Here is a 19,195-nt window from a genome sequence, read left to right as displayed (position 1 = left end):
GCGCCGGATTCTAACTCAGCTCGCCCGTCCGTCGCTGCGCAGGCGGCCGATGCGCACCACCTCGGGCACCCGGCGCACCGCGCGCATGACCTGTGCCAGGTGCATGCGGTCGCGCACCTGCAGGGTCAGGTTGAGCGCGGTGTAGGCGCCCTGCTCGTTGTCCATGGTGAGGTTCTGGATGTTGCAGTCGGTCTCCGACACGGCACCGGCCACGCGCGCCAGCACGCCGCGCGAGTTTTTGGTGAGTACGCGGATGGTGACGTCGAACAGGCGCTCTTCCTCGCCGACCTCCCACTCCACATCCACCCAGCGCCCGCGATCGCTGCGCAGCTTGGCCACGGTGGGGCAGTCGTGCAGATGCACCTCCAGCCCCTGGCCCTTACGGATGGTGCCGATGATCGGATCGCCCGGAATCGGCTGACAGCAGCGCGCCAGTTGCACGGCGATGCCTTCGCTGCCGCGGATCAGGATGGCGCCGGCGGGCTTGGGCTTGATCACGTCCGGACGGCCGGACTCCATGTCCTGCGCCTGCGCCAGGCGGCGCGCGACGATGACCGGCAGGCGCTTGCCCAGGCCGATGTCGGAGAACACTTCCTTCTTGTTGCGCACCCCGCGGTCGCGCAGGAAGCGGTCCCAGGCGAAGGTGGAGATCTGCCCCAGGGTGAGGCCGTGCGGACGCAGCGACTGGTTGAGCAGGCGCTCGCCCAGGGTTACGGACTCTTCCTGCTGGGCGTTCTTGATGAAGTGGCGGATCTGCGCGCGCGCCTTGCCAGTGCGCACGTAGGACAGCCAGGCCGGGTTGGGGCTGGCGTGCGCGGCAGAGATAATTTCCACCTGGTCGCCGTTGCGCAGCTCGGTACGCAGCGGCATCAGGTCGCCATTGATGCGGCAGGCCACACAGCGGTTGCCGATGTCGGTATGCACGGCGTAGGCGAAATCCACCGGCGTGGAGCCCTTGGGCAGCGAGAAGATGGTGCCCTTGGGCGAGAACACGTAGACCTCGCCGGGAAACAGGTCGATCTTCACGTGTTCGAGGAACTCGGTGGCCTCGCCCGAGGTGGATTGCAGTTCGAGCAGCGACTGCAGCCAGGAATGCGTCTTCTGCTGCAGCTCGGTGAGCGTCTTGTCGTCGTCCTTGTACAGCCAGTGCGAAGCCACACCGGTTTCGGCGATGTGGTGCATCTCGCGGGTGCGGATCTGCACCTCCACCGGCGTGCCGAACGGGCCGATCAGCGTGGTGTGCAGCGACTGGTAGCCGTTGGCCTTGGGGATGGCCAGGTAGTCCTTGAACTTGCCGGGCACCGGCTTGTACATGGCGTGCAGCGCGCCCAGCGCCAGGTAACAGCTAGGGATGTCATGGACGATGACGCGGAAACCGTAGATGTCCAGGACCTGGGAGAACGACAGGTGCTTTTCCACCATCTTGCGGTAGATGGAGAACAGATGCTTCTCGCGCCCCTGCACCTCGGCCGAAATGCCCCACTGCGGCAGGCGTTCCTCGATGGAGGCGAGCACCTTGCCGACCACCTCGCGGCGGTTGCCGCGCGCGGCCTTGATGGCGCGCGACAGCACGCGGAAGCGCAGCGGAAACTTGTGCTCGAAGGAGAGTTCCTGCAGTTCCCGGTAGAGGTTGTTGAGCCCCAGCCGGTTGGCGATCGGTGCGTAGATCTCCAGCGTCTCGTTGGCGATGCGCCGGCGTTTGGCCGGGCGTATGCAGTCCAGCGTGCGCATGTTGTGCAGGCGGTCGGCCAGCTTGACCAGGATCACCCGCAGGTCGCTGGCCATCGCCAGCAGCATCTTGCGGAAGTTCTCCGCCTGCGCTTCCTCGTGGGAACGGAATTCGATCTTGTCGAGCTTGGACAGCCCATCGACCAGCTCCGCCGCCGTCTTGCCGAAGCGCTCCGCGATCTCCGCCTTGGAGATGTGCGTGTCTTCCATGACATCGTGCAGCAGCGCGGCCACCAGGGCCTGGCTGTCGAGATTCCAGTCGGCGATGATGGAAGCCACCGCCACCGGATGGGTGATGTAGGGCTCGCCGCTCAGGCGGAACTGGCCCTCGTGGGCATTGGCGGAGAAATGATAGGCCGCCTCGATGCGGCCCAGGTCTTCGGCCTTGAGGTAGGTGGCCAGCTTGGCGCGCAGCCGCTCGAAATCGAGCGACAGCACGCTGGAACTCGGGGTCTGGAAAGGTTCCGGGGCCGGTGCGGCGGCTGCGTCCATGGCAGGAACTCCCTCCCCCGGAGGGGGATCAGGCTTGCCCGCGGTTGAGGACTTCCAGACCCACCTTGCCGGCGGCGATTTCGCGCAGGGCGATCACCGTGGGTTTGTCCTTGTCGCCCTTGTCGAGCTCGATCTGCGGCGTGCCGCCGATGGTGAGCTGGCGGGCGCGATAAGTGGCGGCCAAGGTCAGCTGGAAGCGGTTGGGAATGCGCTTGAGGCAGTCTTCGACGGTGATACGGGCCATGGTGTTCAGTCCTGTTCGAGAAAATCGAAATAGCTCGGGTGGCGCGCCTGCTGGTTGTCATAGCGCAGCCGTGCGGCGCGCACGACGGCGACGAGGTCGTCGATGGCGTCGTGCAACTCATTGTTAATTATAACGTAGTCAAACTCCCCCACATGGCGCATCTCGCCGCGCGCGCCGAGCAGGCGGCGGGAGATCACCTCGTCGCTGTCGGTGCCGCGCCCGCGCAGGCGGGATTCCAGCTCCTCGAACGAGGGCGGCAGGATGAACACCCCCACCGCATCGGGGAAGGCCTTGCGCACCTGCTGCGCGCCCTGCCAGTCGATTTCCAGCAGGGTATCGCGCCCGAGGGCAATCTGCTCCTTCAGCCAGACGCGCGAGGTGGCGTAGTAGTTGCCATGCACCTCGGCCCATTCGAGGAACTCGCCACGATCGCGCAGCACGCGGAAGGTGTCGACATCGACGAAGTTGTACTCGCACCCGTTCTGCTCCCCCGGACGCGGCACGCGGGTGGTGTAGGAGATCGACAACTGGACCTTGGCGTCGCGCTCCAGCAGCCCACGCACCAGCGTGGTCTTGCCGGCGCCCGAAGGGGCGGTGACGATGAACAGGGTTCCGGGCATGGCGGGGAAAGGCTCGACTAAGAGCGTCTCATCTTACTACGAGCAGTGGACTGTGTGATGCGGCGCAGCAAGTACATCGCTGACCGGCCATTCGACGCTCTGCACCTAAAGCTCGACATTCGCCACAACATGCTGATTTATATCAACAACCTTACCTGGCGACCACCATTCCCCCACGATTTACCCCACAGGATGCCTGGGTTGTCCTGGGACGGGAGGTACGCTGACGAGACGAGCGGGCCAGCGCAGGCACATGCGTTGGATTCTATCAGCCGGTTGGTGGGTTGCGAGTGAGGTAACAGGACTCTCGGTCAGAGCCTAACGAAAGACCTGCCATGGCACTTGTTCCCTTTGTGCCGCATCCTATTGTCTGTACGCCATACTGACTTGGACGGGGGCCCGCGCTGGTTCCGCTCGGGCAGGCCTCCATACGCCAACAGCAGAAAATGCCTTTCGACGAACGAACCTCGGCCGCCCCTGAATCGGCACCGACAGATCTGCTGACTGAATTCGATCATCTAGAAGAACCCGCAATGAGTACCGCGAGCCCCTTGGAAGTACCCTTGGGCGACATGCGGGTCGGTCCGGTGAGTGACGACTTGCAGGAAAAGTCCGTACCACGGCCCATCGTTAGCTATTCGCATATGGTGTAGTCATTTTACCGCCGGGGCCGCCGTTGGCGAAGAGTTGAAGGCTGGTGCCATACGGGCGAAACGCAGCCTTGATTCATTTCTGACCAGTCTATAAACTGGTCTAAGTTAACCGGAAAATGCCATGAATCTTGAAGTCGGCTCGTATGAGGCCAAGACCAAGCTGCCGGAGTTGCTCCGCGGCGTACAGGCGGGCAAGCGTTACACGATCACCCTGCGTGGCGAGCCGGTTGCCGATCTGGTGCCGGCCGAAGGCGGCAAGCAAGCGGATGCCGCGGTGGCCGTCGAGGCGATGCGCCAGTTCATGCGCGCGGCGCCGCCCGTCAAAGGGGTCGATCTCAAGGCGCTGATCGACGAGGGGCGGGCGTGAGCGCCGTCGCCCGGCCGCCCGAAGGCGGCGCTCTCCTCCCGTGGGGAGGTGGTCGCGCCGGCGGCCGGAGGGTAGTCCACTGAGCTTCGTGCTCGACAACTCGGTGGCGATGTGCTGGCTGCTGGCCGATGGCAAGCCTGCCGATGTGGCTTACGCCGAGGCCGTGCTGGATGCCCTGCGGGAACGGCAGGCGCTGGTCCCGTCGCTGTGGGCGCTGGAGGCTGGCAATGTCATCGCCAGGGGCGAGGCCAGGGGGCTGCTCACCGAGGCCCGTTCCCAGGCGTTCGTCGTCCTCCTGGGACGGCTGAACATCACGACGGATACGGCCACGGCGGCGCACGCCCTGGGCGATACCCTGCACCTGGCCCGGCGCTACAAGCTGTCGGCCTACGACGCGGCGTATCTGGAATTGGCCCTGCGAACCGGCTCACCGCTTGCGACACTGGACGCGGACCTCAAGAAGGCAACGCGGGCCGCGGGCGTGCAACCATTCGCCCCGAATTGACCTGCGGAAAGGCGGCATCCCATAGCCTACAAGATCCGTGTCGCAGGTGTACCGCACATCCGATACAGGAAGCGGGACCACCCTTGCCATGCCCCCGTCAGCCAGGCAGTGTGGAGGGTACTCGACCGGAGCGGCCGTTGGAGCACCGTCCGCAAAATTTCAGCGATGTCGCCGGTTGCTGTCGGTAGCCGCGCTCCCGGCATCTGAACGTTATCGTCTTGTATCCAGCTTCCCGTCCAAGAAATCCCCGGGCTAATTCATGAGGCAAATATCGTCTATCCAGCTTGACGTTACGACGCTGGGTCAGGTGTTCACACCGCAGTCAATCGTCGATCTAATGCTGAGTCTTCGCCAGAACCATGGTCGGACGCTGGAACCATCCGCAGGAGACGGAGCTTTTTCCCGCGCCATCCCTGGCTGCGTTGCCATCGAGTGCGACAAGAAAGTCGCGCCACCTGGCGCCAAGGTAATGGACTTCTTTGCCTATCCGGTGAGCGAAAAATTTGCGTGCGTGATTGGTAATCCTCCGTACGTTCGCTATCAAGACATTCCTACCCCGACCAAGCGCCTACTTGGTGGCGCCATGTTCGACGGTAGGTCTAATCTCTATCTGTTCTTCATCGCCAAGGCAGTGGAGCATCTGGAAGACGGGGGTGAGTTGATCTTCATCACGCCACGCGACTTCGTGAAGCTCACTGCAGCAGGAAAACTCAACGACTCGCTCTTTGAGCGAGGGACGATCACGCACTGGATCGAGACCGGAGACGCCCGAATCTTCGAAGGGGCGCTACCGAATTGTGCGATCTTCCGTTATGTCAAAGGCGATTTTTCACGCCGCACGCTTTACCGTATGCTCCAAGGCAAGGACTGGGACGAAAGAGCAATGGTGCATATCACGGGCCAACTTGCCTTCACACATGCCGAGCTAACGATCCCACTATCCGACTTGTTCGAAGTCCGCGTTGGCGCTGTTTCGGGTGCTGATACCGTGTTTGAGCATCCGGATGGAATCGAAATTGTGAGTTCCCGCACGGTAGATACTGGCGCACCACGCAGAATGCTTTACAACATGAAGCACCCCGCGCTGGAGCAACACAAGCAGCGCCTGCTACAAAGGCGCATTCGACACTTTGACGAATCCAACTGGTGGATGTGGGGACGGGGCTACGCCCAACGCTCAGGCCCACGAATCTACGTCAATGGCAAAACGAGGCGGGAGCGACCTTTCTACATCCATCGCTGCGAGGTCTATGACGGGTCCGTACTGGCGCTGTTCCCAAAGATTCGAGGCATGGACTTGAAACGTGCAGTACAGCTTCTGAACGATGCTGTTCCCTGGGATGAATTAGGCTTCGTGGTTGATGGTCGTCGGCTGTTTTCACAACGCACACTCGCAACGCTGTTACTACCGCCGATCTTTGGAGAGCTACTCAACCCTACAACAACCTCCATAAGCCTACTGCTACCGCACCGCATTTCTGCTCTACAGGATGTTTGAGCTCGTCGGTACTGGATGCTGATGTTCAGCGGCCCGACACGGTCATCGACCGCAATCGGTCACATTACTGGCATCGCTTGGGCGTTATCCCGATGGCTGGCAATGTCGAACGAGCGGTGCAGCCGATCATCAATCTGCCGCGCGACCATGCGATACACAGTGACATCATCTACGGTGGCGAGACCGTAGTGTAGGTGCTCAGGGAACCAGGCCGCGCCGCATAGGCCAAGAGCAACCTGCGGGCGCAGATTGAACGGCACGGGCCCACTGGTGCACTTGTTCAGCTATCGGCCCTCGCGCAATACCGCTACGGCGGTGGCTCTCCGTCCCGGGATCAAGCGGGGGGGGGGGCAGTCTTGATGACTGATGGCTGCGCGCCCTACACTGAAGTGGCACGCCAATGAGTTCGTGCATCTCGGGTGCTGAGCCCACGTTCGTCGTTATCTGGTCGAGGTCGAGCAGGGCATCCCCCAAGGAGCGGCACGCCAACCACCCGATGACCGGATTGATCACGCGCATCGGCCGGCTGTCCACCGTCGAGGCCCAGTAGCAGGAAGCCGCGACGGCGAGCAGATCGATGCCGTGGAGTAGCCAGTATAACTACTCCACGCTCAGCTCCACCACTGCCGCACCCTTGGAAGAGACGAAGCGGTCAGACCTCCGTTTGTACAAAGAATTACCTAATCGCCGCTGCCTTCACCACGCTGACCTTTATCGTCCAGTTGCTGGTCCTGATGCTGACGCTACTACTGTAGCGTACGAAACACATAGGCCAGCAGATATTATGTTCTCATCATGTCAGAAACAGGGGTATGATTCTCTACCGCTGCTGGAGGAGAACCATGAAGACGCTCCCGGAAGACATCCTTGCCCATGCCCGATCCCTTCCAGAGGGAGGTATCGTATCTCCGAAAGCATTCCTCCACCTAGGCAGCCGGTCCGCCATCGACCAAGCCTTGTCGCGTCTGGCGCGTGAAGGAAAGCTGCTCAGGGTGGCCCGTGGCGCCTATGTCGCCCCGGTGACAGGTCGCTTCGGAACACGCCCGCCAGCGCCATCCAAAGTAGTCGAGTCGCTTGCCATCCAGAACGGCGAGACCGTTGTTCCTCATGGCGCTACCGTCGCCAACGCCTTTGGACTTACCCAGCAGGTACCAATACGGGAAGCCTACGTAACCTCGGGCCGCACGCGCAAGATACGACTTGGCCGTGCGGAGATCCTTGTCAAGCATGGGCCAGGGTGGATGTTGACGCTAGGCAACTGCCCAGCGGGTAATGCCATACGTGCCCTTGCCTGGCTAGGCCCTCGACTGGCTCGCCAATCGGTTCCCATCGTGCGCCGCACGCTATCTGGCGATGAATGGGCAGCACTGACAACGGTCCGCGCAAGCCTTCCTTCCTGGCTGGCTCGTGCGATTGGCGAGGAGGCAAGCAATGGCCGAGCCGTTTCTTAGCCTGGGCCGCGAGGATCGACTCGAAGGACTCGAGGCAGCAAGGTCCCTCACAGGACGTCCCGCCCACCTGCTGGAGAAGGACATCTGGGTCGTCTGGGCCATTTCGGCACTCTTCGAATCAGGGCTGGGCACAAAACTAGTACTCAAAGGCGGGACATCCTTGTCCAAGGCATTCAAGGTCATCGATAGATACTCGGACAGCATTAATATTGCCTACGACGTTGGCATGATCACTGGAGGCATTGAGGCCCATTGCAACTACCTCCCATCCCAGCGAAGCGATGCCCACCGGCTGGTGGAAACTATCAACGAGCGCCTACCAGAGTGGATCGAGTCGAACATAGTCCCGGTGCTGGTGTCGGCATTAGCCAGGGACAGCCTCGCAGGACAGCTCGAGATCGTCGGCAAGCACCGCGAAAAACTCCGCCTCACCTACCCAGCAGTGGGGCAAGGAGCCACCTATGCCGTGCCTGCTGTATTGCTGGAGTTCAACGCACGCCTGGCAAGCGACCCATACCAAATAATGCCAATATCATGCGAAATCGACGAGCAAATCCCTGGAATATCGTTCCCCCATGCCAACCCACGGGTAGCAGGGGCCTCCCAGGCATTCTGGGACAAAGCCATCGTTGCCCATGCCTATTGCAAGCATGGCCAATTGCAGGACGACCGCCTTGTACGTCACTGGTATGACCTTGCCGCGCTAGCCAGAAGTGAATTCCTAGCACCCTCTATCAAGGACCGGCACGCTGCACTGTCGGCTATTCGCCGCATGGCGCTCCGCAATGGGGAAGATAGCCCAGGGACCTCCGTCGACTATGTCGACGCCGTGGGCGGCCACCTCCAGATCGTTCCAGAGGGCCAAGCCCTATCTGCCCTGGCTACCGACTACTTGGCCATGGCCGAAGACCAACTACTTATCGACGATGCACCTGGGTTCGAGGCACTCATGCAGGCCTGCAGACAAGTCGAGGCATTGGCGAACAAGGCCGCACTCCAGGCATCCCACGACATCCCTACAAGAAAACCATCGCTAGCGCCACATGGCCGCCGGGCGGCGCGACGGAGCCCGGGCTAGACATGAGCAAGTACAACTTCGTAGATCTCTTCTCTGGGTGCGGCGGCCTCTCGCTGGGCCTTTCCATGGCCGGGCTGCAAGGGCGGTTCGCAGTGGAAAGGGACCCCATGGCATTCGATACGTTCTCCGACAACTTCCTCGGCGAACGGAAGGTCCCTGTATCCAAGTTCGACTGGCCCTCCTGGCTGGAGAAGCGTGCCTGGAGCATCGACGACCTCCTGGAACAGCACCGGCCACATCTCGTCCAGTTGCAGGGGGACGTTCAGGTCCTTACCGGCGGGCCTCCATGCCAGGGATTCAGCTTCGCGGGGCGACGGCAGGAGGGAGATCCTCGAAACCTGCTGTTTGAGAAATATGTCCAGGTCGTGGATGCCGTCAAGCCCTCGATCCTGGTACTCGAGAACGTACCGGGGATGAAGGTCGCACACTTGGGCCCAGCAAAGGAAGATGGCACGCGAGAGCAGGCGGCCGAGTCATACTACGACAAACTAAGAAGGAGCCTCGAGGCCGTCGGGTATCTGGTGGACAGCATGATCGTCAATGCATCGCACTTTGGCGTACCCCAGCGTCGCTCGAGGCTGATCGTCATCGGTCTCAAGGAACATCTGGCATCCAGGCTGGAAGGCGGAGTCAAGCACGTCTTCGACGTGCTTGACTCGAAAAAGATCGAGATGCTTTCCCGGCATGGCTTGCCGAAGACGAAACAGGTCACGTCCCAAGACGCAATCTCCGACTTGCTGGTCCGGAGGAACCTCACCAGGCCCTGCGTGGATCCCTTCTCACCGAAGGGCTTCGAGGAGGTTGACTACCTCGGGCCGATCACCACGTACCAGCAGGCAATGCACAAGCACTGCCGCACGGATGCCATGGACAGCATGCGGCTAGCACGGCACAGGGACGAAGTCCGCGACAGGTTCAAGAAGATCATCAAGGAATGCGAGCAGGGCGTTAGGATGAACGAGGAAAGCCGGGCACGGTTCGGCCTCAAGAAGCACCGCATCTACCCGATGTCGGCGTGGGAGCCGGCCCCCACGATTACGACGTTACCAGACGATGTCCTCCACTACTGCGAGCCAAGGATCCTTACCGTTCGCGAGAGTGCACGGCTGCAGAGCTTTCCAGACTGGTTCCGGTTTCGAGGCAAGTACACCACTGGGGGGGAACGGCGCACCAAGGAGTGTCCTCGCTATACCCAGGTTGGCAACGCCGTCCCGCCACTGCTTGCCGAGGCGCTAGGCCTCGCCGTTGCTTCCGTCCTGGACGAGCTGGAAAGAAAGGTCCCGCGCTGTGGGCAAGAAGACCAGACCAGCCACCATTCCACCGTGGAGGCCATGTCATAGGGATGTCGAGACCGATAGGGGAGAATATGGAAAACGCATCGGGGCAAGCCCCCAGGTTCCCTGGGGAACTGCTCGATTGGGCCGGCCACCACTCCGGAGGCGTCAAGCGCCTCTTCGATCCTGATAGCGGCCGCCCTGGCAAGGAACTGCTGCGGACCAACCTGATCTCCCGGCTTGAGTCCTGGGCCGGGCAAGTGGCATCGGGAACCCTTGGCACTCCCAGGATATTGCTTCTGGTAGGAGGACCAGGAAACGGGAAGACAGAAGCGATCGAGCACACGATCGACTGCCTGGATACGGGCTTGGCCGCCGGTGGCGGCCTGCGAAGGACGCTCGCCGGGTTGTTCCGCCCACCGGTCGGCCAGCCTGTGGCACGGGTCGTCCGCGTCGACGCGGGGAGCCTTGCCTCGATACCCAGGCCGCTCGACTTGTCCATCGTGCAGGACGCCTCCGCCACCGCAGGCCATGAAGGCCACTCTGCACCGGAGCTGCTGATCGATGAATTGCTTTCGCTACTGGGTGACCGCGGAGGTCGGTACTACCTGTGCTGCGTCAACCGTGGGGTTCTCGACGACGCGTTGATACATGCCATCGACCATGGCCTCCACGAGGCACGCTCCCTGCTCGAACGCATCACCCGCTCCGTCAGCCTGTCGTCCGATGCGCCATCCTGCTGGCCCCTCTCGGACTACCCCGGAATCGCGGTATGGCCCATGGATGCGGAATCGCTGCTTACCAGTCCCGGGGACGGGCGACCTCCGCCAGCTGCGGTCCTCCTCGGCTACGCTACGAACCCAGCGCATTGGCCAGCCCAGGGCACATGTCCCGCTGGCAGCAGTTGCCCCTTTTGCCATGGCCAGGCACTGCTTGCCCGCGAGGAAGCGCGCACTGCACTGCAGCGGATACTTCGCTGGTATGAACTGGCTAGTGGCAAGCGGTGGAGCTTCCGGGACCTGTTCTCACTAGTTTCCTACCTGCTAGCCGGCAACCGGCCCGCAGGGCAAGGGCAGCCAGGCGATCCGTGCAATTGGGCCGCATACCTGGCAGAACAAGACAGGGCAGGGCAACTTTCGAAGGCTCCACGTCGCCAGCAACTGGTCGCCATCTTCCAACTGGCCACCTCTAGCTACCAGCACGCACTCTTCCACCGCTGGGACCCAGCCGCCGCGAGCGTCCTTCGACAGGGCACCAAGGACCTCGGGCTGGACAAGGTGGCAAGCGAGACCCGGACCCTGCTCGGCCTGCAGTACTTCCTGGCAGAACGCAAGGACTCATACCTGCCTGCGATGATCTCCTCCTTGCTGGAGGGCATGGTCGACTTGCTCGACCCAGCCATGGCAAGCCCGGATACCGAAGTGGCAGTCAGCGGGCGAAGCAACGTACTGCTTGCCGAGCTCGATGCCCGGTTCAGTCGCTCCATAGCAGGCGGGATCGACTTCGTGCGGAAATACCAGACACTGTCGAAAACAGAGCTCGACCTGCTACAACGACTAGCCTACGTCGATAACCTCCTGTCCTCGCCGTCTACTCGCCGCCGCAACCCCGCGGCGGCAAGCCGTGTCCAGCACATCATTCGCGACTTCGCATGCCGCCTGGTCCGGCGTAGCGTGTGCACACGGTCCGCAGTGGTAGCGGATTTCCAGACCCTGGAAGCGTTCCAGCGCGTAGTGGAGGACGACCACAAGGGCAGGCAACTCTTCGAGGTTGCAAAACAAGTCAAGAACCTACTGAACCAAAGCCAGGGCTTCGAGGTTTCCCTCACGACGACCTTCGGGCAACCTCTTCCTCCCCAGCAACGGCAGGCGACCTTGCTGGTACCGGTCCGGCAAGTCAAGGCGCTCCACCTCGCCACAGAGGGACGACCACGATCCCCTATTTGCTTCCTCCAGGTAGGAAGCGGGCAATCGCTACAGCCAATTGCGCTGACATACGACCTGTTCAAGGCCGTCAAGGAACTGGAGCGGGGAATATCCCCGGCTTCCTTGCCCCGCACCGTCGTCGCACTCCTGGACACGACCAGGGCAAGGCTGTCCGGCACGATCGTCCGGGATCCAGACGTCCTTGAGGAGTCGGCCATTGGGATCGGCGCAGACGGGACCGAGATCGGTACTGCCTGGAGTGGCTTCGTGGCGACCAAGGGAGGGAAGCAGGCATGACCCTGGCCGAGTTCAAGCAAGCCCCATGGCAGAAATCCCATTCGATCTACAAGGAATCGGCCCTATCCATCAGTCCTGCGCCGGAATACGCGAGCTCCGAGGTACTGGTGGCTTCCCTCTATCGCACGATCGGCTTCGAGTCCGTCAGCGAAGGTAGCGTCCCCCAAGCTGGCCGCGACTTGGAACGGAAGCTGCAGAAGTTTCGCGACAAGCAACAGGCCGCCCCGGATGGCGCGGCGCTCGGCGCCGACACCTGGAGCACGGTCCTGCACGGGGTACTGGAAAGCCCCAAGCTGCCAAACCAGTCTGCCAAGCGCTTCCTCCAGGTGACTCCGTTGGTGCCATCGCTATCCCTTTTTTCCGGCTCAGCACGACTAAGCAGCAATTCCTGGCCGGCAGGAAGCTTGGTACGGCGCATGGTGTGGCTCGGATCCAGGGACCATGAAGCCGCACTTGCCCTTTGGAAGGAGCTCTTTGCTGCACTGGGCGTCGGGGATGACGACGATGTATTTGCCCGCTGGCTCGAGCAGGAGACGGCTGCCTGGGATGCATCATCGACCTGGCAACTGGCCAAGGTAGAGCCGCAGGAAGTCGCCAACCTTGCCCTGGAGGACTTCGAGGGCGTGCAGTTCATGCCTGCCAAGCAGTTTGCCAGCGACTTGCGTGCGATCATGCAGGCCAAGCGGGCTATGACACGCAGGCAATGGACAAGCCTACTCGAGGCCGTCCTGAGGCTTGCTACCGTGTCGCACGTCACCTGGCTGTGCGATGTCCAGAGCCGGATCTGGCGCTGCCTGTCCGACGCCATCGATGGAGCCGGACCCGACTGCGCTGATGACATCCGCAAGGCCATCTTTCCTGGTAGCCCGCAGTACATGACATACGGGGGCAAGGCCCTGCATGCCCTCAAGGACAAGGCATCCGGCTACCTGGCTGCGCGCCTTGGGACGAATACGCTCCTATGGTACCTGGCAGAAGCAGGTGTCCCGTACGGAGGGAGGCTCTCCTCGAGCGAGGACATAGCACGCCTATGCCAGCATGTCCGCGGCAACCGGCAGGCCCTTGGCACCGCAGGGATACGGGAGACTCTTGCCGATGTCCGCGAACGAGAGGCCCGTGCGCTGAACTGCAAGAAAGGCATCGGAGCCAACATCCTCGAGTTTGCAAGGCATGCCCTGGGACAACGCCAGACAGCGATCCAGTTGCTCAGGGGCTACGACCAGGGATATGTACTCAGGAAAAGAGGGGGCAGCCCCTCTAGCCCGTGGGTAGTGTCCCTGGGGCCTGTATCCGTGCTTGCACTGGTCCATTGCGCGCTAGCCGGAATGGGTGGCCCCCGCTCGATCCATCGGCTCGGCCAGCACCTCGCGGCCTATGGCATCGTCGTCGATCGCCATGACATCGCCCGGAACGACCTGGGCCAGCAGCTCCGGATGCTCGGCCTAGTGCTCGATAGCCCGGATGCGGAAAGCGGGATGCTCCTGCTGCCGCCGTTCCCTGCCAATCCGCCCCTGGACAAGGAAGAATGAATAGACTCGTACATACCCTGGCCACCCTCGTCCAGGACAAGGTCCGGGGTGCGGCAAGAGGACAAGCAGGCGACAAGTTCGAATCCCGCTTCATCTTCCATGGCCCGCCACTCGAGCTCCTCGAGCAAGTCTTCGATGAACTGGTCGTGGATGGTGGTATCAAGCTCGAGCATGGCCAGCAAGCCGCCACGGCCACGCTACCCGTGTTGCTGGTACTACCGGTGGTACAAGCCAACCCGGGCATTGGCATGTCCGGCAAGTGCGACGAGAACCATCTCTTGCATGTCCGGAACGATCCCAACACGGCAAGCTTCGTGGCGCTCCTGCCTCCCGGGCAACACAGCAACAGGTCGGTGGCCTCGACGACCGACGAGTTCGGCATGAACGCCTCGAGCAATACTGGCCATGCAACGTTCGAGGAATGGTGGGAGGACGGCTTCGTCCAGCAACTCATCGGACAGGGGCTGGATAGCGCCGGGATCGACGAGGATTGCCTCGATGATGCAAGGACAATAATCCGGTGCGCCGCCATGGCCGCCGACGAGGTAGATCCTAGCGAGGGATACCGGGTCGCTGCATGGCAGTTGCTATCGCGCGTCTACTCGATCCAGGACGACGCCAAGGGGCTACCGCCAGGCTCGGCGCTTGCACTCGCCTGCGGCTTTCCCCCCATGCAGGATGGGAGCATGTCCGCCAAGTCGCAGACCGGCATCCTGGAGAAGGTTGCCGACGAGATGGCCGATGGCTTCAAGACAGGCCTGGATCGCCTGGCAGGCATGGCGGGCACCGACGCAACCAAGCAAGCGCTTTCGACGCTTCTTGCGCACGTCCAGCGGACTTGCCAGATACCAACGGCCTTTGAACGCGCGACCCCCGCATTCTACCTGCCGTCGGCTGGACTCGGGCTGGAAGTGCCTCCTTCCTGGTGGACCTCCCTGACATGCGAATGCTGGGCGGAACTCCTCGTCGAGGAGTCCGACGAACCTTCCGGCGATCTCTCCATCACTTGCACCAATGCCATTTTCCCGGCCTCGCGGGGAGTACCGTCGATCGTCCATTCGGAGGTAGAGCTATCCATCTCGGTTGGCCCCGATACCGAGGGCTCGCCCGTCGAAGTCCGTCTTGCCGGAGGATCGCATGGTCGTACAGGCATCCCGATACAAGTCGACGGCGCTACCACGCATCGTGACACGCCACCGCCGGGCGGACAGCGATCACCGCTCAGCTACAAGGTAGCTGCCAGCGGGAGAAAAGCCGCTACCGCCCGGGTCATCTCCCTGGCAAGCTGGCTCCCTGGCATCCTCGTCACGTCGAGGATGGCTATCAAATTTGCCCCCCCCAAGAAGCCTCGCAGGGGAAATGCAGGGGCCGACTGGGAGGCTGCGCTGTCGTTGCCCGGTTCCGGGCGCTACGAATTGCTGCTCTTCGCCTCCCCAGGCACGACGGTCGAGAAGGCAGAAGGAGTGCCCGACGATGCGACAGAGCAGGCGACCGATGCCCGGCAGGAACTCCTCCTGCACGAAATCAAGGACGGCATCTACCAAGTCGAGATAGATGCAGACGGAAAGTACCAGCTGGAGATTTCGTTCCGGAAAGCGGGCCGCCATTCCAGCGAGACATGCCGGGTCTTCATCACTTGCGAGGAAACCAGGGAAGAAGGGTGCAGGAGCGAGTTCGAACGCCTTATCAAGCTGAACCGGCGGCACCTCGAGAGGTTCGACACCAAGGCCGTGGTGCAGTTGGATCGCCATGCACGACTATCGGCCCTGCAGTCATGGATGCTCGACGAGAATTCCGTCGCCAAGTCTTTCATCCCGGTAGTCCTTTCGGACGACTACGCCGCCAAGTGGGCTGCCCCGGACTGGGATGCCCAAGCCGGACCCATTTTCTCGCGAGCACGCTTCCTGCATGACCCGCGTCCCGGCCCTGCATTGTTCGCCCCCCCGAAGGGCTTCGTGGAGGCCCGGCAGGAAATCGCCAGGCGCATAAGGGAAACAAGCGACCAGATGGGGTTGCTCGAATCATCTCCCCTTGGGAAATGGCTGGCACGCGACCCAGGCTTCCGCGAGCAAGTGGAAGCCTACTTGGATGCATACATGGCATGGATTGCCGCCGATCGTGACGTGGCCTGCTGGGTAGATGCCATTGCCGTGTGTCCACGGGAAGCAGGTGGGCGCACTCTGGCGCGCGTCCCCGACGCAATCATCCTTTCGCCATTGCACCCCCTGCGCCTGGCATGGCATTGCTTGGCCCAGCATGTGCTGCACCAGGCGGTGGAAGGCGAGGACCCGCATCCCTGCCCGGCCGCCAGCATCCTGGATCCAGACTGCATACCAGACATCCTGGAAATGCCGCTCCAGGCCCCGGGAGGGCCTGCCGGCATTGACCAAGTCGTATTCCTTTCCGTCGAATGCAACTCGGACTACTGGTCCGTGCTATGGAATGGCGCACGCCTTGACCAGATCGCCAGCAAGTCGCGGCAAGCACCATTCGATGATGCACTCGGGATCGTAGTAGGGGGAATCTCGAATGGATTCAGCCCTGCCCAGGTTGCTCGCGCGCTCGAGGATGTATCAGACCTTCTCGCCGCGAAGCCCATCGTCAGCCTTGTCGTATCCAGTGGTGGTGGTGCCACGGATGCGTGCAACGAAGGGCTCGCGACATGGTGTGCCAGACGGTTCGGCAACAACGAGGGAAACGAGCAGCGGCGCAGCGTAGGTCCGAGGGTGCTCGAGATCTTCGACACGAGACCGGCCAGTTCCCGTCCAGACCAGGCCATGATTGCCAACCTGTCGGAAGATACTGGCAACCATGTCCGCTGGTTCGACAGGCAACCACCTGGAGCCAAGCCAGACCTCGGGATCATCGCCCAGCTTGACTCGGCCCAGCCAGAATCGACGATAGTCGGCATGCGCTCTCCGCTGGGGGCAGGCGGGCTCGTGCGCCATAGGATCAGGCGCCAGCTACATGGATCGTTCCTCAGCGAATCCCGGCAGTCGTTGCCGATGCCTCCATCTGGCGAGATGTTCGCCGACAAGGTTGCCAGCTGCATCAATGCCCTGGAAAGCGGGCGGGAGAATGCCGTTGGGCTGCAGTTCGCACCAAACGTCCACGCCGTTTCCAACATCCTGGAAGAAAAGCAGGCTAGCTTCGTCGCGGTATCGTCCGCCGCAATCGATCCAGCATGCTTCCTAGGCGGCTGGATCCAAGGTACCTACCTGTGGGACTATGACCTGCCCTCCTATTCCCACAGGGCTGGCGATACCAGCGGCTACTATCTGCTATCGCAGGTAAGGGATGCCGATCGCGACGCACTAGGACGGGTCCTGCGTCCCCTGCCAGGTTGCGAAGGACTCGGCGAGCCACAGGTCGAACAGATCCTGCTCGAAGTCGCGAGGCGGGGAATCCCAACGGTACGTGGACTGTCTGGAGACGATACCGGCGCCACCGGCGACCTTGGCCTGTTCCTGGCTGTCCGCCTTCTCCAGGACCAGTTCCGCACATCAGGGAACAGGGACAGCCTCTTGCCCGTGCTGTCAGGCACGCCGGACGATGCATCCATGGCGCTGATCATCCCCGTCGATCCGTTCCGGAGCTACCTTGCAGACCTTTCCCGTTCACTGGGCAAGGAGCGGAAAGATACCTCGCTATCGCGCCCGGACCTGCTCGTCATCGGAATCCGTGCCATCGCAGGCAAGGTCCGCCTGCATCTCACGCCCATCGAGGTCAAGTGCAGGCACCAGGCCAGCACCCTGGGGCCGGGAGAGGCAAGGGAAGCCCTAGCCCAGGCACGAGCCCTGGCTATCCTCCTCAAGACGATGGACGAACGAGCGCCAAGGTCCGTGGCCTGGAAGCTCGCCTACCAGCACCTATTGCTATCGATGATAGGTTTCGGATTGCGTGTATATAGCCAACACGAGCTCATCTCCAGCCAGGCCGCGCGATGGGCCGGCTACCACGAACGCATCGCCACGGAAATACTCAGCCCGGCCCCGTCTATCACGATAGATGACACGGGGCGACTGCTTGTCGTCGACGGAACCTCCTTGAGCGACGCCATTGACCACGACAACGACGGCTTCGATGAAAGTATTTCCATTTCCCCCGGGGACGCTGGAAGAATAGTCGGTGGAGACCCCCAAGGGTTCTACGAGGCCGTACGGGCCAAGGTCGGTGATTGGCGGCTAATGCCGCCTCTGGACGACGCCATCGTTACACCGTCCACGGATGTTCCCCCTACCCCACCATCTATCGCCACTGACGACGCGGCCAGCCAGATAGCCACGGAAATCGCCACCGTTGCCCCTGGGGATGCAGGCATTGCCTCCATGGTGCCTTTCCGGGAGACCGTGGCAACCCCGATACCTTCGGAGCCATCGGCCACTTTCATGCCTGAGGACAAAGGCAGCGGCATCTTGCTCTCGGTTGGAAAGACTACCGATGGATTCGAGCCGCGCCAGTTGTCGCTGAACATCTCGGACACAAGGCTCAACCAGCTCAACATCGGTGTCGTGGGCGACCTGGGAACCGGGAAGACACAATTGCTGAAGTCGTTGATCTTCCAGATCGTCACGGCCAGCGAGGAAAATCGCGGAATCAAGCCACGCTTCCTCGTCTTCGACTACAAGCGGGACTACAGTAGCCCCGAGTTCGTCGAGGCCACGGGTGCCCGCGTAGTCAAGCCGGCGCGCTTGCCACTCAACTTGTTCGATACTGCATCCATCGGGGAATCGATGGCGCCCTGGCTGGACCGGTTCCGGTTCTTCGCCGACGTACTGGACAAGGTTTACTCTGGCATCGGCCCGGTGCAACGGGACAAGCTCAAGGGGGCAGTCCGCAATGCCTACGGGAGCTGCTCCTTGCAGGGCCGCCAACCAACCATATATGACATCCACTCGGAATACCGAGAATTGCTGGGCGGGAAATCGGATTCGCCGATGGCGATCATCGACGATCTCGTGGATATGGAAGTATTCGAGAAGGATCCCGCCAAGACTAAGCCGTTTGATGAGTTCCTCGATGGAATCGTCGTGGTCTCTCTGGATGCGATGGGCCAGGATGACCGCAGCAAGAACATGCTTGTCGCCATCATGTTGAACATGTTCTACGAGAACATGCTCAAGACACCAAAGCGACCATTCAAGGGAAGCGAACCGCAACTTCGGGTAATCGATTCATACTTGCTGGTCGACGAAGCCGACAACATCATGCGCTATGAATTCGACGTGCTGCGCAAGCTGTTGCTCCAGGGGAGGGAGTTCGGGGCCGGCGTGATCCTGGCTTCCCAGTACTTGAGGCACTTCAAGGCAAGCGCCACCGACTATAAGGAACCCTTGCTGACCTGGTTCATCCACAAGGTGCCCAACGTCACTCCTGCCGAACTAGGTACGCTCGGCTTCACCTCCGACCTTGGCGACCTCTCCGAGCGGGTCAAGACGCTGCCTAATCATCATTGCCTCTACAAATCATTCGACTCCTCCGGAGAGGTAATCCGTGGGCTGCCGTTCTACGAACTGAACAAGAAACCTTGAAAG

At 61.7% G+C, this 19,195-nt stretch carries 13 protein-coding genes; 9 read left to right on the top strand and 4 right to left on the bottom strand.

Annotated features, from left to right (window positions below; genetic code table 11):
- Positions 1-15: 15 nt before the first annotated feature.
- Genes E6C76_RS21155 through gmk form a run of 3 tightly spaced genes read right to left on the bottom strand, consistent with a single transcriptional unit; the run spans position 16 to position 3,084 of the window.
- Positions 16-2,220 carry a RelA/SpoT family protein gene (locus tag E6C76_RS21155; RefSeq protein WP_136350253.1) on the bottom strand — a complete coding sequence of 735 codons (2,205 nt, stop codon included), beginning with the start codon at positions 2,218-2,220 and terminating at the stop codon, positions 16-18.
- 28 nt (positions 2,221-2,248) lie between these two features.
- Positions 2,249-2,464, bottom strand: coding sequence for a DNA-directed RNA polymerase subunit omega (gene rpoZ / locus E6C76_RS21150; protein WP_136350252.1), 216 nt, complete (start codon positions 2,462-2,464; stop codon positions 2,249-2,251).
- 5 nt (positions 2,465-2,469) lie between these two features.
- Positions 2,470-3,084 (bottom strand): guanylate kinase, encoded by a 615-nt coding sequence (gmk, locus tag E6C76_RS21145; RefSeq protein WP_136350251.1) that lies wholly within the window; start codon positions 3,082-3,084, stop codon positions 2,470-2,472.
- A 774-nt stretch (positions 3,085-3,858) separates the two neighbouring features.
- On the opposite strand from gmk, the gene E6C76_RS21140 reads away from it, so the two are divergent.
- The 3 genes from E6C76_RS21140 (at position 3,859) to E6C76_RS21130 (ending at position 6,107) form a co-directional block, all read left to right on the top strand.
- Entirely contained in the window at positions 3,859-4,104 is a 246-nt protein-coding gene (locus tag E6C76_RS21140) for a type II toxin-antitoxin system Phd/YefM family antitoxin (RefSeq protein WP_136350250.1), read from the top strand.
- Positions 4,105-4,192: 88 nt separating this feature from the next.
- Positions 4,193-4,609: a type II toxin-antitoxin system VapC family toxin gene (locus tag E6C76_RS21135; RefSeq protein WP_230976359.1), complete on the top strand. Its 417-nt coding sequence runs from the start codon at positions 4,193-4,195 to the stop codon at positions 4,607-4,609.
- Positions 4,610-4,868: 259 nt separating this feature from the next.
- Complete coding sequence (locus E6C76_RS21130; protein ID WP_136350249.1) at positions 4,869-6,107, top strand: Eco57I restriction-modification methylase domain-containing protein; 1,239 nt, start codon at positions 4,869-4,871, stop codon at positions 6,105-6,107.
- Between the two features lie 59 nt (positions 6,108-6,166).
- On the opposite strand, the gene E6C76_RS21125 is transcribed toward E6C76_RS21130, so the two are convergent.
- Complete coding sequence (locus tag E6C76_RS21125; RefSeq protein WP_136350248.1) at positions 6,167-6,367, bottom strand: hypothetical protein; 201 nt, start codon at positions 6,365-6,367, stop codon at positions 6,167-6,169.
- Positions 6,368-6,919: 552 nt separating this feature from the next.
- Here E6C76_RS21125 and E6C76_RS22535 point away from each other — a divergent pair.
- Genes E6C76_RS22535 through E6C76_RS21090 form a run of 6 tightly spaced genes read left to right on the top strand, consistent with a single transcriptional unit; the run spans position 6,920 to position 19,192 of the window.
- On the top strand, positions 6,920-7,558 hold the full coding sequence (locus tag E6C76_RS22535; RefSeq protein ID WP_331000041.1) for a DUF6088 family protein: 639 nt from the start codon (positions 6,920-6,922) through the stop codon (positions 7,556-7,558).
- Complete coding sequence (locus tag E6C76_RS21110; protein WP_136350246.1) at positions 7,539-8,636, top strand: nucleotidyl transferase AbiEii/AbiGii toxin family protein; 1,098 nt, start codon at positions 7,539-7,541, stop codon at positions 8,634-8,636. Before E6C76_RS22535 ends, E6C76_RS21110 begins: the two co-directional genes overlap by 20 nt.
- 2 nt (positions 8,637-8,638) lie before the next feature.
- Positions 8,639-9,976 (top strand): DNA cytosine methyltransferase, encoded by a 1,338-nt coding sequence (locus tag E6C76_RS21105; RefSeq protein ID WP_136350245.1) that lies wholly within the window; start codon positions 8,639-8,641, stop codon positions 9,974-9,976.
- A 26-nt stretch (positions 9,977-10,002) separates the two neighbouring features.
- Complete coding sequence (locus tag E6C76_RS21100) at positions 10,003-12,132, top strand: hypothetical protein (protein ID WP_136350244.1); 2,130 nt, start codon at positions 10,003-10,005, stop codon at positions 12,130-12,132.
- Positions 12,129-13,661, top strand: a complete 1,533-nt coding sequence (locus E6C76_RS21095) for a hypothetical protein (RefSeq protein WP_136350243.1) — start codon at positions 12,129-12,131, stop codon at positions 13,659-13,661. The genes E6C76_RS21100 and E6C76_RS21095 overlap by 4 nt, the downstream gene beginning before the upstream one ends.
- Positions 13,658-19,192 carry an ATP-binding protein gene (locus E6C76_RS21090; RefSeq protein ID WP_136350242.1) on the top strand — a complete coding sequence of 1,845 codons (5,535 nt, stop codon included), beginning with the start codon at positions 13,658-13,660 and terminating at the stop codon, positions 19,190-19,192. The genes E6C76_RS21095 and E6C76_RS21090 overlap by 4 nt, the downstream gene beginning before the upstream one ends.
- The last annotated feature ends 3 nt before the right edge of the window (positions 19,193-19,195 follow it).

It is taken from the genome of Pseudothauera nasutitermitis, from assembly GCF_004801295.1.
In the GTDB taxonomy this organism is placed as follows: Bacteria; Pseudomonadota; Gammaproteobacteria; order Burkholderiales; family Rhodocyclaceae; genus Pseudothauera; species Pseudothauera nasutitermitis.
This window is presented reverse-complemented; position numbering and strand designations above follow the sequence as displayed.

What these genes read in the sequence shown, in the direction of transcription:
- E6C76_RS21130 (WP_136350249.1), top strand. Translation starts at nt 4,869, where the DNA reads ATGAGGCAAATATCGTCTATCCAGCTTGACGTTACGACGCTGGGTCAG.
- gmk (WP_136350251.1), bottom strand. Translation starts at nt 3,084, where the DNA reads ATGCCCGGAACCCTGTTCATCGTCACCGCCCCTTCGGGCGCCGGCAAG.
- E6C76_RS21140 (WP_136350250.1), top strand. Translation starts at nt 3,859, where the DNA reads ATGAATCTTGAAGTCGGCTCGTATGAGGCCAAGACCAAGCTGCCGGAG.
- E6C76_RS21155 (WP_136350253.1), bottom strand. Translation starts at nt 2,220, where the DNA reads ATGGACGCAGCCGCCGCACCGGCCCCGGAACCTTTCCAGACCCCGAGT.
- E6C76_RS22535 (WP_331000041.1), top strand. Translation starts at nt 6,920, where the DNA reads ATGATTCTCTACCGCTGCTGGAGGAGAACCATGAAGACGCTCCCGGAA.
- E6C76_RS21100 (WP_136350244.1), top strand. Translation starts at nt 10,003, where the DNA reads ATGGAAAACGCATCGGGGCAAGCCCCCAGGTTCCCTGGGGAACTGCTC.
- E6C76_RS21110 (WP_136350246.1), top strand. Translation starts at nt 7,539, where the DNA reads ATGGCCGAGCCGTTTCTTAGCCTGGGCCGCGAGGATCGACTCGAAGGA.
- rpoZ (WP_136350252.1), bottom strand. Translation starts at nt 2,464, where the DNA reads ATGGCCCGTATCACCGTCGAAGACTGCCTCAAGCGCATTCCCAACCGC.
- E6C76_RS21105 (WP_136350245.1), top strand. Translation starts at nt 8,639, where the DNA reads ATGAGCAAGTACAACTTCGTAGATCTCTTCTCTGGGTGCGGCGGCCTC.
- E6C76_RS21090 (WP_136350242.1), top strand. Translation starts at nt 13,658, where the DNA reads ATGAATAGACTCGTACATACCCTGGCCACCCTCGTCCAGGACAAGGTC.
- E6C76_RS21095 (WP_136350243.1), top strand. Translation starts at nt 12,129, where the DNA reads ATGACCCTGGCCGAGTTCAAGCAAGCCCCATGGCAGAAATCCCATTCG.